12 protein-coding genes and 1 pseudogene are annotated in these 12,644 nt (G+C 59.8%); 4 read left to right on the plus strand and 9 right to left on the minus strand.

Annotated elements, in window-relative coordinates; all coding sequences use genetic code 11:
- The 6 genes and pseudogenes from ACRC1E_RS13925 to ACRC1E_RS13950 form a co-directional block, all read right to left on the minus strand.
- Window positions 1–929 (minus strand): annotated as a pseudogene (locus ACRC1E_RS13925) (carboxypeptidase M32); the annotation flags it as partial.
- A gap of 96 nt (window positions 930–1,025) precedes the next feature.
- Window positions 1,026–2,681, minus strand: coding sequence for an ABC-F family ATP-binding cassette domain-containing protein (locus ACRC1E_RS13930; RefSeq protein WP_438515691.1), 1,656 nt, complete (start codon window positions 2,679–2,681; stop codon window positions 1,026–1,028).
- Between the two features lie 192 nt (window positions 2,682–2,873).
- Window positions 2,874–3,269 (minus strand): peptide-methionine (R)-S-oxide reductase MsrB, encoded by a 396-nt coding sequence (gene msrB, locus ACRC1E_RS13935; RefSeq protein WP_438515692.1) that lies wholly within the window; start codon window positions 3,267–3,269, stop codon window positions 2,874–2,876.
- Between the two features lie 33 nt (window positions 3,270–3,302).
- Window positions 3,303–4,178 (minus strand): AEC family transporter, encoded by an 876-nt coding sequence (locus ACRC1E_RS13940; RefSeq protein ID WP_438515693.1) that lies wholly within the window; start codon window positions 4,176–4,178, stop codon window positions 3,303–3,305.
- 14 nt (window positions 4,179–4,192) lie between these two features.
- Entirely contained in the window at window positions 4,193–5,548 is a 1,356-nt protein-coding gene (locus tag ACRC1E_RS13945; protein WP_438515694.1) for a deoxyguanosinetriphosphate triphosphohydrolase, read from the minus strand.
- Window positions 5,549–5,591: 43 nt separating this feature from the next.
- A complete protein-coding gene (locus ACRC1E_RS13950; RefSeq protein ID WP_438515695.1) occupies window positions 5,592–6,455 on the minus strand; it encodes a hypothetical protein in 864 nt (287 codons plus the stop codon).
- A 211-nt stretch (window positions 6,456–6,666) separates the two neighbouring features.
- Between ACRC1E_RS13950 and ACRC1E_RS13955 the strand changes: the two genes are divergently transcribed.
- Window positions 6,667–7,134: an AtaL-like protein gene (locus ACRC1E_RS13955; protein WP_438515696.1), complete on the plus strand. Its 468-nt coding sequence runs from the start codon at window positions 6,667–6,669 to the stop codon at window positions 7,132–7,134.
- Window positions 7,135–7,223: 89 nt separating this feature from the next.
- On the opposite strand, the gene ACRC1E_RS13960 is transcribed toward ACRC1E_RS13955, so the two are convergent.
- On the minus strand, window positions 7,224–8,093 hold the full coding sequence (locus ACRC1E_RS13960) for a LysR family transcriptional regulator (protein ID WP_438515697.1): 870 nt from the start codon (window positions 8,091–8,093) through the stop codon (window positions 7,224–7,226).
- A gap of 98 nt (window positions 8,094–8,191) precedes the next feature.
- On the opposite strand from ACRC1E_RS13960, the gene ACRC1E_RS13965 reads away from it, so the two are divergent.
- Window positions 8,192–8,689 (plus strand): lactoylglutathione lyase family protein, encoded by a 498-nt coding sequence (locus tag ACRC1E_RS13965; protein ID WP_438515698.1) that lies wholly within the window; start codon window positions 8,192–8,194, stop codon window positions 8,687–8,689.
- Between the two features lie 31 nt (window positions 8,690–8,720).
- On the opposite strand, the gene ACRC1E_RS13970 is transcribed toward ACRC1E_RS13965, so the two are convergent.
- Both ACRC1E_RS13970 and ACRC1E_RS13975 read right to left on the minus strand, forming a co-directional pair.
- The gene (locus ACRC1E_RS13970; RefSeq protein ID WP_438515699.1) at window positions 8,721–9,254 is read right to left on the minus strand and encodes a methylated-DNA--[protein]-cysteine S-methyltransferase; all 534 of its coding nucleotides are present in this window, start codon (window positions 9,252–9,254) and stop codon (window positions 8,721–8,723) included.
- Between the two features lie 27 nt (window positions 9,255–9,281).
- Window positions 9,282–10,466: a vWA domain-containing protein gene (locus ACRC1E_RS13975; RefSeq protein WP_438515700.1), complete on the minus strand. Its 1,185-nt coding sequence runs from the start codon at window positions 10,464–10,466 to the stop codon at window positions 9,282–9,284.
- 93 nt (window positions 10,467–10,559) lie between these two features.
- Between ACRC1E_RS13975 and ACRC1E_RS13980 the strand changes: the two genes are divergently transcribed.
- On the plus strand, window positions 10,560–11,996 hold the full coding sequence (locus ACRC1E_RS13980) for a coniferyl aldehyde dehydrogenase (protein ID WP_438515702.1): 1,437 nt from the start codon (window positions 10,560–10,562) through the stop codon (window positions 11,994–11,996).
- Entirely contained in the window at window positions 11,993–12,520 is a 528-nt protein-coding gene (locus tag ACRC1E_RS13985; protein WP_438515703.1) for a hypothetical protein, read from the plus strand. Before ACRC1E_RS13980 ends, ACRC1E_RS13985 begins: the two co-directional genes overlap by 4 nt.
- Window positions 12,521–12,644 lie beyond the last annotated feature (124 nt).

Raw genomic sequence — 12,644 nt, forward strand, 5'->3', positions numbered from 1 at the left:
AGAAAGGCAGGGCTGCGCCCCAATTGCATTTCGAAGGCCAGGCTCTGGCTTTCGTGTATGCCCATCGAGCGCGCCTGCCCGACCGGCAGTTGCACCAGAGACTTGGGCAGGTGCTGCTCGTAACAGGCATGGCCGGTCTCGTGCACGATGCCCATCATGCTTTGCATAAAGTCGTCGTCACGGTAGCGCGTAGTGATGCGTACATCCTCGGCCACGCCGCCACAGAAGGGGTGTAGCGATACGTCCAGCCGGCCGCCGTCAAAATCGAAGCCCAATAGCGCCATGACTTCCAGCCCTAGCGCGCGCTGCGCGTCGATCGGAAACGGGCCTTGTGGCGCGGGCGTTGTTTCCTGTGCCTGCTTGTCCATCACCTGACGCGTCAGGCCCGGCAACCAGCTTTTGACGCCGCTGAAAATATGCGTGAGCTCGGATGCGCGCATGCCCGGTTCGTATTGTTCCAGCAGCGCGTCGTAGGGCGACAGTGACATGGCTTCGCCCAGACGCTGTGCCTTCTCGCGCGTAAGCGCCACTACCGGGCGGAAGTTTTCGATAAAGCCGGCCCAGTCGTTGCCCGGGCGCTGGCTGCGCCAGGCATGCTCGCAACGCGAACCGGCGAGGCTGGCCTCTTCGACCAGACGAGAGGGCAAGAGATTGGCCTGCTGCCACTGGCGGCGCATTTCGCGCAGCGAGGTGCGGGCGGTGGCGTCCAGCTCCTCGCTGTCGGCGGCGGCCAGCAGGTCTTTCAGGGCCGGGTCGGTCAGCGTGGTGTGCATCAAGACCTGCAGCTCGGCCATGGCCGCCCCGCGTGCCGCATTGCCCTTGGCTGGCATCATGGTGGCCTGATCCCAGCCGGCGATGGCTGCCAGATGCTGATAGCGGTAAAGGCGGGTATAGCGCTCGACCAGCGCCGGATAGGCGGAAGCTTGCATGACATCTCCTTGGGGAGCAATGTAGGCGTATAGAGAGGGTGCGGTGCAGGCGCAGCCTTAGATGCGGGCTGCGCCTGCGTGCGGGAGGGGCGCGGATCAGCCTTCGGTGCGGCGGCGGCGCGCTTCTTCCAGCAGGTAAACCTGATAATCGTCCAGATCGCCGTCGAAGTCCTGCACTCCGCCGCGCGTCACCAGCCAGAATTCGTCGCATACCGCACGCAGCAAGGCGCGGTCGTGGCTGACCAGCATCACCGAGCCTTCGAATTCGTTCAGTGCCACGCTCAGGGCCTCGCGGGTGGCGAGGTCGAGGTGGTTGGTCGGTTCATCCAGCAGCAGCAGGTTGGGGCGCTGCCAGACCAGCATGCACAACACCAGTCGCGCTTTTTCGCCGCCGCTCATGCTGCCGACTGTCTGCTTGACCATGTCGCCGCTGAAGTTGAAGGTGCCCAGGAAGTTGCGCAGCCCCTGCTCGCGGCAATCTGCCGCATTGGGACGGACGGCTGCCGGTGTGTCGCGCGCCAGACGGAACATATGCTCCAGCGGGTTATCTTCCGGACGCAATACGTCCAGCTCCTGCTGCGAGAAATAACCGATATTCAGGCCCTTGCCGCGGATGATCTCGCCGGAAATAGGCTCGAGGGCGCCGGCGATGGTCTTCACCAGCGTCGATTTACCCTGGCCGTTGGCCCCCAGAATGCCGATACGCTGCCCGGCCAGCACCGAGCGCTTGACCTGCTCGACGATGGTGGTTGGCTGCGTGCCCTCGGGACTGTCTTCCGGCGCCGGATAGCCAAAGCTGGCCTCGGCAATGGTCAGCATCGGGTTGGGCAGGCTCATCGGCTCCTTGAACTCGAACTGGAAATCGGCATCGGCCAGTATCGGAGCGATCTTCTCCATACGCTCCAGTGCCTTGACCCGGCTCTGGGCCTGCTTGGCCTTGCTGGCCTTGGCCTTGAAGCGGTCGATGAATTTCTGCAGGTGCGCCATTTTTTCCTGCTGCTTGGACTGTGCCGCCTGTTGCAGCAGCATCTGTTCGGCGCGCATGTCTTCGAACTTGCTGTAGTTGCCGCCGTAGCGTACCAGTTGGCCGTGATCGATGTGCAGCGTCACATTGGTGATGGCATCGAGGAATTCGCGGTCGTGACTGATCACCACCATGGTGCCGGCGTACTGCTTCAACCATGCTTCCAGCCACACCAGTGCATCCAGATCCAGGTGGTTGGTCGGCTCGTCCAATAGCAGCAGGTCGGATGGGCACATCAGGGCGCGCGCCAGTTGCAAACGCATGCGCCAGCCGCCGGAGAAGCTGTTCACCGGCTGCTCCAGTTCGTTCACCTTAAAGCCCAGACCCAGAATCAGCGACTGCGCACGGGCGGCGGCATCATGTTCGCCGGCATCATTCAGCGCCATATAGGCATGCGCCATCGCCATGCCGTCGTCGCCGGCTTCCGCCTCTATGACCTCGGCGCGTGCGGCCAGCAACACGATATCGCCTTCGATCACGAACTCGGTCGCGCTTTGCGAGGTTTCCGGCATGTCCTGCGCCACTTGCGCCATGCGCCACTGGGAAGGAATGGAGAAGTCGCCGCTGTCTTCATGCAGCGTGCCGTTGAGCATGGCAAACAGGGATGACTTGCCGGCGCCGTTGCGCCCGACCAGACCGACCTTTTCACCGGGATTGAGCGAGACCGAGGTATTGTCCAGCAAGACTTTACTACCGCGACGCAGGGCCACGTTTTTCAGAATAATCATTGATATAGCCGTACGGCGGAGGTGTTGAATGCGTTAAAAAGCCGGTTTCTGTCGCAAATAATCAGGCAGCGTCCGCGTCATGCCGCACTGAGGGCAGACCCGACCGGCTTCGAAGGATGGGGATGGTAACACCGTATACGGCCTTACTGCGCAGCCTGTTGTTTTTATTGTGCATTGCATCAGCGGCAGTGCTTAGTCTGCCGGCGCGAAACGCATGGAGACCGAGTTGATGCAGTAGCGCTCGCCGGTCGGTGGCGGGCCGTCCGGAAAAACATGGCCCAGATGCGCATCACAACGTGCGCAGCGCACCTCGATGCGCTCCATGCCGTGACTGGCATCACGGATGCGCGCAATACTGCCCTCTACGGCCTCCTGCCAGAAGCTGGGCCAGCCGCAGTGCGCATCGAACTTGGTGGCGGATGCGAACAAGACGGCATCACAGCATGCGCAGTGGTAAGTGCCGTGGCGGTTTTCCGGGTACAGCGCACCGCTGAACGGGCGCTCGGTACCGGCTTCGCGGGTGACGCGATAGGTCTCGGCATCGAGCAGGCCGCGCCATTGCGCCGGGGTCTTGATGATCTTGTCCATGATGTGCTCCTCGTACCCGATTCGGGCTTGTGCTTAGTTTAGTGCCAGCGTGAGGCCCAGCGGGACGAAAACCACGCTGGCCAGATTGCCCAGCAAGACCATGGCCGCCATATGCTCGGGCTGTTGCCGGTAATGTTCAGCCATCAGAAAATTGAGTACCGCCGGCGGCAAGGCACCGAACAGGATCAGCAGCATGGCCTGCTGGCCATCCAGCCCCAGCAGGGCAATGGCGATATAGGCCGCGGCAAGGCCGGTCAGCGGGCAAAGCAGGGCGCAGCCCAGACCCGCCTTGAGATTAATACCCTTGACGCCCAGCATGCGCACGCCCAGCGCAAACAGCATCAGCGGGATGGTGGCGTCGCCCAGCATTTTCAGCCCGGCAAGGATGGGGGCGGGCAGGGCGAGCCCGGACAGATTGATGGCCAACCCCAGCGCGGTTGCGATCACGATGGGGTTGCGCAGCAGGCCGGCAAAACGGGTCTGCCGGCTGAAGATGAAGGCACCCAGCGTAAAGTGCAGCAGATTGGACACGATAAACAGTACGACAAAGGCGTTGAAACCCTGCTGGCCAAACGCCAGCAATGCCAGCGGCAGCCCCATATTGCCGCAGTTATTGAACATGACCGCCGGCAGCAAGGTGCGGCGTTCGACACCGGCGATGCGGGCGAAGGGCCAGGCCAGAAGGCCGGATAACAGCACAACCAGCAAGGTAGCCGGCACCAGTTTCCACTGGCTAATGAGGTCAAAGCCGCGTGCCGACAGGGCGCTGAAGACCAGTAGCGGCACGCAGACATCCATATTCAGCTGGTTGACGGCACGCATATCGGCTTGGCGGCTGCGGCCATACAGCCAGCCGGCCAGTACGATAATCAGCACCGGCAGGATAATGGCGAATATGCGTTCGGTCATGGTGTCATCAGGGCTCAGTGTATGCCCAGCCCCGACACCTCGCGCGCCAGGGTGGCGGCGGTGTTGTCGGTCATGGCGCCGATAAAGTCGAGGATTTTCATATAGGCAAGATAAGGACTGTCTCCCGTCTCTATCTTGCGGTCCATCAGTGCCAGTTGCAGGTGTTCGCGGGTGCTCAGGGGCTGGCCGGTTGTCAGTGCAAAGGCGGGCGGCACCAGCTTGTCCAGCAGGGTGGCCATGCAGGGATAGGCGGCGATTTCGGTCACCAGTTTGCTGCGGTGGCGGTAAATACGGTGGCTAGCCAAGGCCTTGGCGCCTTGTACCGTGTCGCGCACCGCTGGCGAACACACCGAAATCAGGTCTTTGGCCGGGAATTCGCCGCGGCACAGCATAGGCTCGAATGCCATAAAACGCCCGGCAACTTCATTGACGCATTTGCCCACCGCCGAACCCCGCAGCGCCGAACAGCGCTGCCGCGGATCGGTAATCGGCCAGGTTTTTTCGACTTCGACCAGTTCGCCCAGCGCGGCTTCGAATTCGGCGACGTCCAGGATGCCGATTTCGACGGCATCTTCCAGATCGAGAATGGCATAGCAGATATCGTCTGCCGCTTCCATCAGATAAGACAGCGGGTGGCGTACCCATTCGCTGTCGCCCCGGCGTATCAGTCCCAGCTCTTCGGCGATGGCTTCAAAATAAGCGAGCTCGGTGCGATAAACATTGAACTTGCCGCGTTCGGGATAGATGTCCGAGGTCCATGGGTATTTGACCAGCGCCCCCAGCGCGGCCGAGGTCAGGCGCATGCCGCCTTCACCGACATAGAGCTCTAGCGAGCTGACCATGCGTAGACCGTGGGCATTGCCTTCGTAGGTCCGGATGTCGCTTTGTTCCTGCACGCTAAGTGGAGCGAGCCAGTGTGCGTGTTTCGGGGTGCGAAACCAGTCACGCAGCGCATCTTCACCGGTGTGGCCAAAAGGAGGGTTGCCGAAGTCGTGAGCCAGACAGGCGACCTGCACCACGGCGCCGATATCAAACGGCGTGATGGCCGCCGGCAAACGCCCGGCCGATGCCAGCATGGCGCCGACCTGATTACCCAGGCTACGCCCTACGCTGGCGACTTCCACACTGTGGGTCAGGCGGTTATGGGTGTGGTCGTTGATCGCCAGCGGGTGTACCTGCGTCTTGCGCCCCAGCCGGCGAAAGGCGCTGGAAAAGACCAGGCGATCGTGATCGATATGAAAATCGCTGCGCAAGCCGCTGGCAGCATCGCCGCCGCCTATGGCCCGTGCCGCTTCGATATAGCCGTTCTTGAGTTTGAAACGGCGCGTCGATAATAAAGAAGTCCAGTCCATTACTTGGCTGTGGGGCATGCGGATAATCCGGGGCAAAGATGCCCCGAGTATGCCCTATGCACTACAGGTAATGGAACTGCTTGCTGTGCTTCTCTTCGGTCGGTATTTCATAACCCAGCATAAACAGGCTGGCTTCGACGCGGCGCAGGGCATCCGCCTCATGACACCAAGGCGCGTGTGCCTGCGCGATGGCCGCCTCGATCAGCCAGCTGGCGCGGACCATCCATTCGGCGTGAAAAGCACCGCGATTGGCTAGCTGCCGGAAGTGATAACGCTCGTCGCTGGGGTTACGGTTCAGCGAGGAAGCGCCCGGTGCCCACGGAAAGCCCAGCATGGTTGGCAAATCCATGCGCTTGCGCATGCAATGCTGGCGCGCCAGCAGGCCGAGCGCTGCACCGACACGGCCGTCGTACATGACCAGTTTGTCGCTGGCCAGTGCGTATACCTTGGTAAAGCCGACATTCATCCGCAGTCTTTCGGCAAATGCCTCGGTATCCGGCTTGTCGGATTCCAGGATGGCCAGCGCTTCACGCATATGGTCGCCCAGCGTGTCACGATGCGCCTCGGCCCATTCCATATTCAGCGTGTAAAGCTTGATGCCCTTGCCGCCGGTACTCCAGCGCAAGGCGGCATCGATTGCGCTTAACAGGCTATCGGTATCATGATCGGCCAGCGCCTGCTTCAGGTGCAGGTGCAGCGCATCGCGCTGCAGGCGGTTTTCTTCATAGTCCAGCCCGCCCCAGTGATAGTGGTCGAAGCAGGCTTCCAGCGTATGCACTGAAAAATTGCGCGGGAAATCGATCGGCAATGTCTTGTCGCGCAGGTGAAAGGGATGCTCCATCAAACGGTCGCCAGTCAGCCAACTGGCTAGCCGATCTTTAAACAGAGCGATATCCGCTTGCGCCAAAAATGTCAGCTTATCCAACGTGTTCTCCCTTATTGTTGTTCTGCTCGGACATACTATATGTTGCATGCCAGATAATACCCAAAATAACTATGCAGTCTATATGCTACATCTTTAATTTATAGACTATATCCGGATAATTGTTTGATTTAACTTTTAAATAACGGTCAGCAGATTTCGCTCTAGCTGACAGCGGTGTAGACTCGCGGGCATATTTTATCTGGGAGGCAGTATGGTTTTCGAACACCTGGTTGCGGTTAATGATCCGAGCAACCCGCTGGCACTGGCGCTCTCGCGCGATACCTTGTGGCAGGGGCTGCTACGCCGCGCAGAACTGCCAAAGGAGTTTGTCGAGTCGCTGGATGAAGATATCGTACTGGAAGCGGGCGCAGACTATAGCGAACGCGCATGGGCGTATGGGCAGTACCGGGTGCAGGTCAGGGTGGAAATGCAGGCACAAGAGTGTGTCATTTACCGCACCCATCCCTTGCCGGATAACGAAGGCGGCTGCCTGTGCATGCAAATAGAGGAACCACTGGCCGGGGATCTGTTTGTCCGTTTCAGCTATGAGACCCCGGTGCCGGATGAGCCGGTTGATGGTGTCGATGTGGCGTCCTATTTGCGGTCTGCTTACCAGCAGACCGATATCGACCTGATCCGGGCTATCCGTAAACTGGCGGAAACCGGCCAGATAGGCTGATACACCGCTCAATAAAATCCCCCTCTAGGCCTGCCTGGCGGGGGATTTTTTGACAGCAGAGCGCAATCCCTCGACAGGGCGAGTGTCTTTTAATCGCCAAACTGTGCGTGTAGTGCAGTCAGGGCTAGGCTAGCGCGGGCGCTTAACGGCCATTCTGCCCGATGGATCAGCCATAGCGTATCTATCACCTCGGCCCCATCGGTGGCGATACGAATGGCAGACTGGTGCTCGAATGCCTGAACGGCAAAGTGCGGCAGGACGGTAAAGCCCAGGCCGCGGGCGACCGGTTCGAGTATCAACCCAATCTGGTTGATAAAGCCGCGCCGTGGCAACGCGTGCAGCGGCATACCCGGGAAGCGGCGCGATAGCAGGCGCGAGGCCATATCGTGGCCATCGGGGTGATCGATAAAACCCAGCCCCAGCAAATCCTCCCAACTGGCTCCGGTTACGGATGCCGGCAGCACCAGACACAAGGACTCGCTGGCAAAACGCTGCACCTGCAGGCGGCCATCGTCGGGTGGGGTGGCGACGATGCCAAGCTCGGCCTGGTTGTGCAGAACGGCATCGATAATTTCTGCACTTGGCGCGAAACGGTGCTTGATGACAAGGCCCGGGTGTGCCTGTTGCAGGGCCAGTAACTGAGGATACAGTGCAAGGCCTATGCTGCCTGGCGTCACCAGCGACAACTCGCCATGATGGGCATCATCATTGCTCAGGCTGCTGTGCAGGCGAGCCGTTGCGCTGGCGATTTCGGCGGCGTAGCCCAGTAGCTTGTGTCCGGCAGGCGTGAGTTCCAGTACGCGCGTGCGGCGTAGCAAGAGTGGGCCATATTCGGCCTCCAGACGCTGCAGATGCTGGCTGACTGCCGCTTGTGTCAGATCCAGCTTATCGGCGGCGCGGGTAAAGCTGCCGGTTTCGGTGATGGCGACGAAGGAACGTAGCCAGAGCGGATTTGTCATCATGTTTTTTTATCAAAATCATAAGTCATGATCTATTTTTATTATGGCATGGACTCCCTAGACTTGGCCTTCCTCTCTTGCTGAATGAAAGTCCTGCCATGAATTACCCGCGCAATTTTTCCCATATCGGCGTTACCGTCACCGACCTCGATACTGCCGTCAAGTTCTACACCGAAGTGATGGGCTGGTATCTGATCATGCCGCCGACCACCATCACCGAAGACGATTCTGCCATCGGCGTGATGTGCAACGACGTATTCGGTCCGGGCTGGGGGGCTTTTCGTATCGCCCATCTGTCGACCGGCGACAAAATCGGCATCGAGCTGTTCGAATTTCCTAACAGCGAGCGGCGCGAGAACAACTTCGAATTCTGGAAGACCGGTGTCTTTCACTTCAGCGTGCAGGACCCGGACGTAGAGGGACTGGCCGCCAAGATCGTCGCCGCCGGTGGTAAGCAGCGCATGCCGGTGCGGGAGTATTTCCCCGGCGAGAAGCCGTATCGCATGGTGTATATGGAAGACCCGTTCGGCAATATTGTCGAGATCTACAGCCACAGCTACGAGCTGACCTACTCGGCCGGCGCTTATCAGGGCTAATTGCCCGCTTCTGGCTTGCTTGTCGCTGGGTCTAATTACCGAATAATGCAAGCTGGGGTGTGGTGCCGGATTCAAGTTCGAGCAGCTTGCTTTTGGCAGGCAAACCGCCGGCATAACCCGTTAGCTCGCCATGGCTGCCGATAATGCGGTGACAGGGCACGATGATGGCCAGCGCATTGGCGCCATTGGCCGCAGCCACTGCACGGACGGCTTCGGGCTGGCCCAGACGTTTGGCCAGACCAAGATAGCTATCCCGTGCACCGTAGGGTAGATTCAGCAGCGCGTCCCAAACGCGGCGCTGGAAATCACTGCCCGCCATCAATAGCGGCAGATCGAAGCTTTGCCGCGTACCGGAAAAATAGGCGGCAAGCTGGGCTTTGGCTTCCCCGGCAAGCGCACTTGCGGCCTCGCGGTAGCTCGCCTTCAAGTGGCTGGCAATCCGCATATCTATGCGGGCGCGCATTTTGCGGTAGCGCCAGTCGCACAGGCATAAGCGGTCTTGCCAGACGCCAAGCACAAGTTCGCCACAGGGGGTATTGAAGTAGTCGATGTCTATGGTGTGCATGGTGTCTGGCCGCGATGGGTTTCAGGTTTAGGCCGCGCTTTTTTTCAGTGCCTGAATGGCTTGGGTCAGCCCGTCTACCGTCAGTGTATACATGCGCTCGCTCATGCGCTCCTTGATCATGGCGATGGATTGGGTGTATTCCCAGCGTTCGGGCGCGGCGGGGTTGAGCCAGACGGCGTGACGAAAATGCGAGGTCAGCCGTTTAAGCCACACTTCGCCGGCGTCCTCGTTCATATGTTCGACGCTGCCGCCGGGATAAACGATCTCGTACGGGCTCATGCTGGCATCTCCGACCAAGATCAGCTTGTAGTCGGCGCCGTAGGTGTGAATCAAATCCCAGGTCGGGATGCGATCCTTGTGGCGGCGGCTATTGTCGCGCCATACACCCTCGTACACGCAATTGTGAAAGTAAAAAGTCTCCAGATGTTTGAATTCGCTGCGCGCGGCGGCAAACAGCTCCTCGCATACGCGGATATGGTCATCCATCGAGCCGCCGATATCAAACAGCACGATCACTTTCACGGCATTGTGCAGCTCGGGGACCAACTTCAAATCAAGATAACCGGCATTTTTGGCCGTGGCCGCAATGGTGGCATCCAGATCCAGCACCTCGGCCGCGCCGCTGCGGGCAAATTCACGCAAGGCGCGTAGCGCGACCTTGAGATTGCGCGTACCCAGCTCGCCGCTGTCGTCCAGATTGCGAAATTCTCGCTGGTCCCATACTTTCACCGCACGCCGGTGTCGTGATTCGTGCTGGCCGATGCGGATGCCTTCCGGGTTGTAGCCATAGGCGCCGAAGGGACTGGTGCCGCCAGTGCCTATCCATTTATTGCCGCCCTGATGGCGCTCTTTCTGTTCGGCCAGGCGCTGTTGCAGGGTCTGCATCAGTTTGTCCCAGCCCATCGCCTCCAGCCGGGATTTTTCCTCGTCACTCAGGAATTTTTCTACCTGCTTTTTCAGCCAGTCTTCCGGAATCTCCGTTTGCAGGTCTCCCAGTGCCGTTTCGATGCCGCGCACCTGACGGGCAAATACCTGATCGAAGCGGTCGAAGTATTTCTCGTCCTTGATCAGTACCGTGCGCGCCAATAGATAAAAGTCATCGATACTGGCAAAGACCAGCTGGCGTTTGAGGGCTTCGAGCAAGGTCAGCCACTCTTTGAGTGAAACCGGTAGACCGGCTTCACGTAAAGCATAAAAGAAGTCAATCAACATGATGTTTGCGTGGCGAATAGCCTGATTTTGTTTTAGAGTGGAAACACAAGACTAAACGATTGTTTGAACAATCGGCCTCACGAGGATAGCACAATGGATATTGCGACCGACCCGGCGATTACAGGACTCGCTCAGCTTGAACACGCACATGCCACGCTTAAACGCGCGTGGCAAAGCGATCCTTTTCCCGAGCGCGAGTTGCGAGTGGCGCAACTGGACAAGCTGGCCCGCATCCTGCGCGAGCATGAAGATGAATGGCTGGCCGCAGTCAGTGCCGATTTTGGCCACCGTAGCCCGGTTGAAACCCGCTTGGCCGAGCTATTCCCGTCTTTGGAAGGCATACGCCACGCCAAAAAATCGCTCAAGCACTGGATGGCACCACAGACGCGCGGCGTGTCGCTGTGGTTCAAGCCGGCGCGTGCCCATGTGCGGCCGCAGCCTTTAGGCGTAGTCGGCATTATCGTGCCATGGAACTACCCGATCTACCTTGCCATCGGCCCGATGATAGCTGCATTGGCGGCCGGCAACCGCGTGATGCTCAAGATGTCTGAGTTCACCCCGCAAACCGGCAGCTTGATGGCGCGATTATGCCGCGAGATGCTGGGCGACGACTGGGTGCAGGTCATCAATGGCGGGGCGGAGGTGGCCGCGGCTTTTTCGGCGCTGCCATTTGATCACCTGCTGTTTACCGGTTCGACGGCCGTCGGTCGCCATGTCATGCGCGCGGCCGCGGCCAACCTCACTCCGGTAACACTGGAACTGGGCGGCAAATCGCCAGCCATTGTGGCTCCGGGGTTTGATGCGCGCCGCGCTGCCGAGGCTATCGTGGTGGGCAAGTTGCTCAACGCCGGCCAAACCTGTGTGGCACCGGATTATGTGCTGGTCAAAGCCGGCGAGCGTGATGCTCTGGTGCGCGAAATCCGCGCTGCCGCCAGCCGCATGTATCCGACACTGCGCGACAACTCCGATTACAGTTCGGTGGTCAATGCGCGTCACTATCAGCGCTTGAACAGCTGGCTGGATGAAGCACGCGCGGCCGGTGCCGATATCGACAGCATCAATCCGGCAGGCGAGGATTTGAGCGGCTCGCACAAGCTGCCGCTGACGCTGGTCACGGGAGCGCCGGATCATTGCACATTGATGCAGGAAGAAATCTTCGGGCCGCTATTGCCGATTATTGCCTATGCCAAATTCGACGAGGCGCTGGCCTATGTCAATGCCCGCGAGCGGCCGCTGGCGCTATACCTGTTCGACGAAGATCCGATGCGCATCGCCCGCACCGAGCGTACCACCGTGGCCGGGGGCATGTGCGTCAATACCACGGTGCTGCATGTCGCTCAGGACGACCTGCCCTTTGGTGGCGTGGGGGCTTCCGGCATGGGCCACTACCATGCGCATGAGGGCTTCCTGACCTTTTCCAAGCTCAAACCGGTATTGTCCATGCCGCGCTTTAATCTCTTGTCGCTGACCCATGCGCCTTACGGTAAACGCATGGACTGGCTACTTAAGCTGATGCTGCGTAAGCCATGAAGAGCCGCCGCCAGTTGCTCAAGACCGGTCTGGCCGGCTCTTTGCTCTTGCTGGGTGCCGGATTTCTGGCACGCCCCGAGGCGGACAAGGCGGACAAGGCGGAGACGCCGGCTTCAAGCCTGCTGTTTTTACATGGCGGCGACAGCAATCTACTGGCAGCAATTACGCCGGTGATGCTGGGTCTGTCTATGGATGCGGCTAGCCGGGAAAGTGTGGTGGCCGGTGTGGATAGGGCGGTAAGCGGCTTACCTATGCTGGTACAGGGCGAGGTGCGCCAGTTGCTGGATTTGCTGGGTAACCGCTGGGGCCGGCGTTATCTTGCCGGCGTTAAGGCACCATGGGCCACCGCCGGTAATACCGAGCTCGCATCTTTTCTGGAAAACTGGCGTCAGTCGCGTTTTACGCTGCTGCGTAGCGGCTATCAGGCCCTGCATGGGCTGATCAATGCCGCGTGGTATGCCAGCCCACAAAGTTTTGCCGCGCTGGGCTATGACGTACCGCCTCAAGGGAAGGTACTGCAATGACATCTCCGCTTAAAGACCCTATCCGTGACGGACTGGCGCGCGGCTGGCAGGTTTACGATGGTGCTTCCCTGACACGGGATCTGGCGTTCGAGTGCGATGTCGCCATCGTCGGCTCGGGGGCTGG

Source organism: Craterilacuibacter sp., from assembly GCF_051659485.1.
GTDB lineage: Bacteria > Pseudomonadota > Gammaproteobacteria > Burkholderiales > Chromobacteriaceae > Craterilacuibacter.

Excerpts from the sequence above, each read along its gene's own strand:
- ACRC1E_RS13930 (WP_438515691.1), bottom strand. The coding sequence starts at position 2,681 with ATGATTATTCTGAAAAACGTGGCCCTGCGTCGCGGTAGTAAAGTCTTG.
- msrB (WP_438515692.1), bottom strand. The coding sequence starts at position 3,269 with ATGGACAAGATCATCAAGACCCCGGCGCAATGGCGCGGCCTGCTCGAT.
- ACRC1E_RS13940 (WP_438515693.1), bottom strand. The coding sequence starts at position 4,178 with ATGACCGAACGCATATTCGCCATTATCCTGCCGGTGCTGATTATCGTA.
- ACRC1E_RS13945 (WP_438515694.1), bottom strand. The coding sequence starts at position 5,548 with ATGCCCCACAGCCAAGTAATGGACTGGACTTCTTTATTATCGACGCGC.
- ACRC1E_RS13955 (WP_438515696.1), top strand. The coding sequence starts at position 6,667 with ATGGTTTTCGAACACCTGGTTGCGGTTAATGATCCGAGCAACCCGCTG.
- ACRC1E_RS13960 (WP_438515697.1), bottom strand. The coding sequence starts at position 8,093 with ATGACAAATCCGCTCTGGCTACGTTCCTTCGTCGCCATCACCGAAACC.
- ACRC1E_RS13965 (WP_438515698.1), top strand. The coding sequence starts at position 8,192 with ATGAATTACCCGCGCAATTTTTCCCATATCGGCGTTACCGTCACCGAC.
- ACRC1E_RS13970 (WP_438515699.1), bottom strand. The coding sequence starts at position 9,254 with ATGCACACCATAGACATCGACTACTTCAATACCCCCTGTGGCGAACTT.
- ACRC1E_RS13975 (WP_438515700.1), bottom strand. The coding sequence starts at position 10,466 with ATGTTGATTGACTTCTTTTATGCTTTACGTGAAGCCGGTCTACCGGTT.
- ACRC1E_RS13980 (WP_438515702.1), top strand. The coding sequence starts at position 10,560 with ATGGATATTGCGACCGACCCGGCGATTACAGGACTCGCTCAGCTTGAA.
- ACRC1E_RS13985 (WP_438515703.1), top strand. The coding sequence starts at position 11,993 with ATGAAGAGCCGCCGCCAGTTGCTCAAGACCGGTCTGGCCGGCTCTTTG.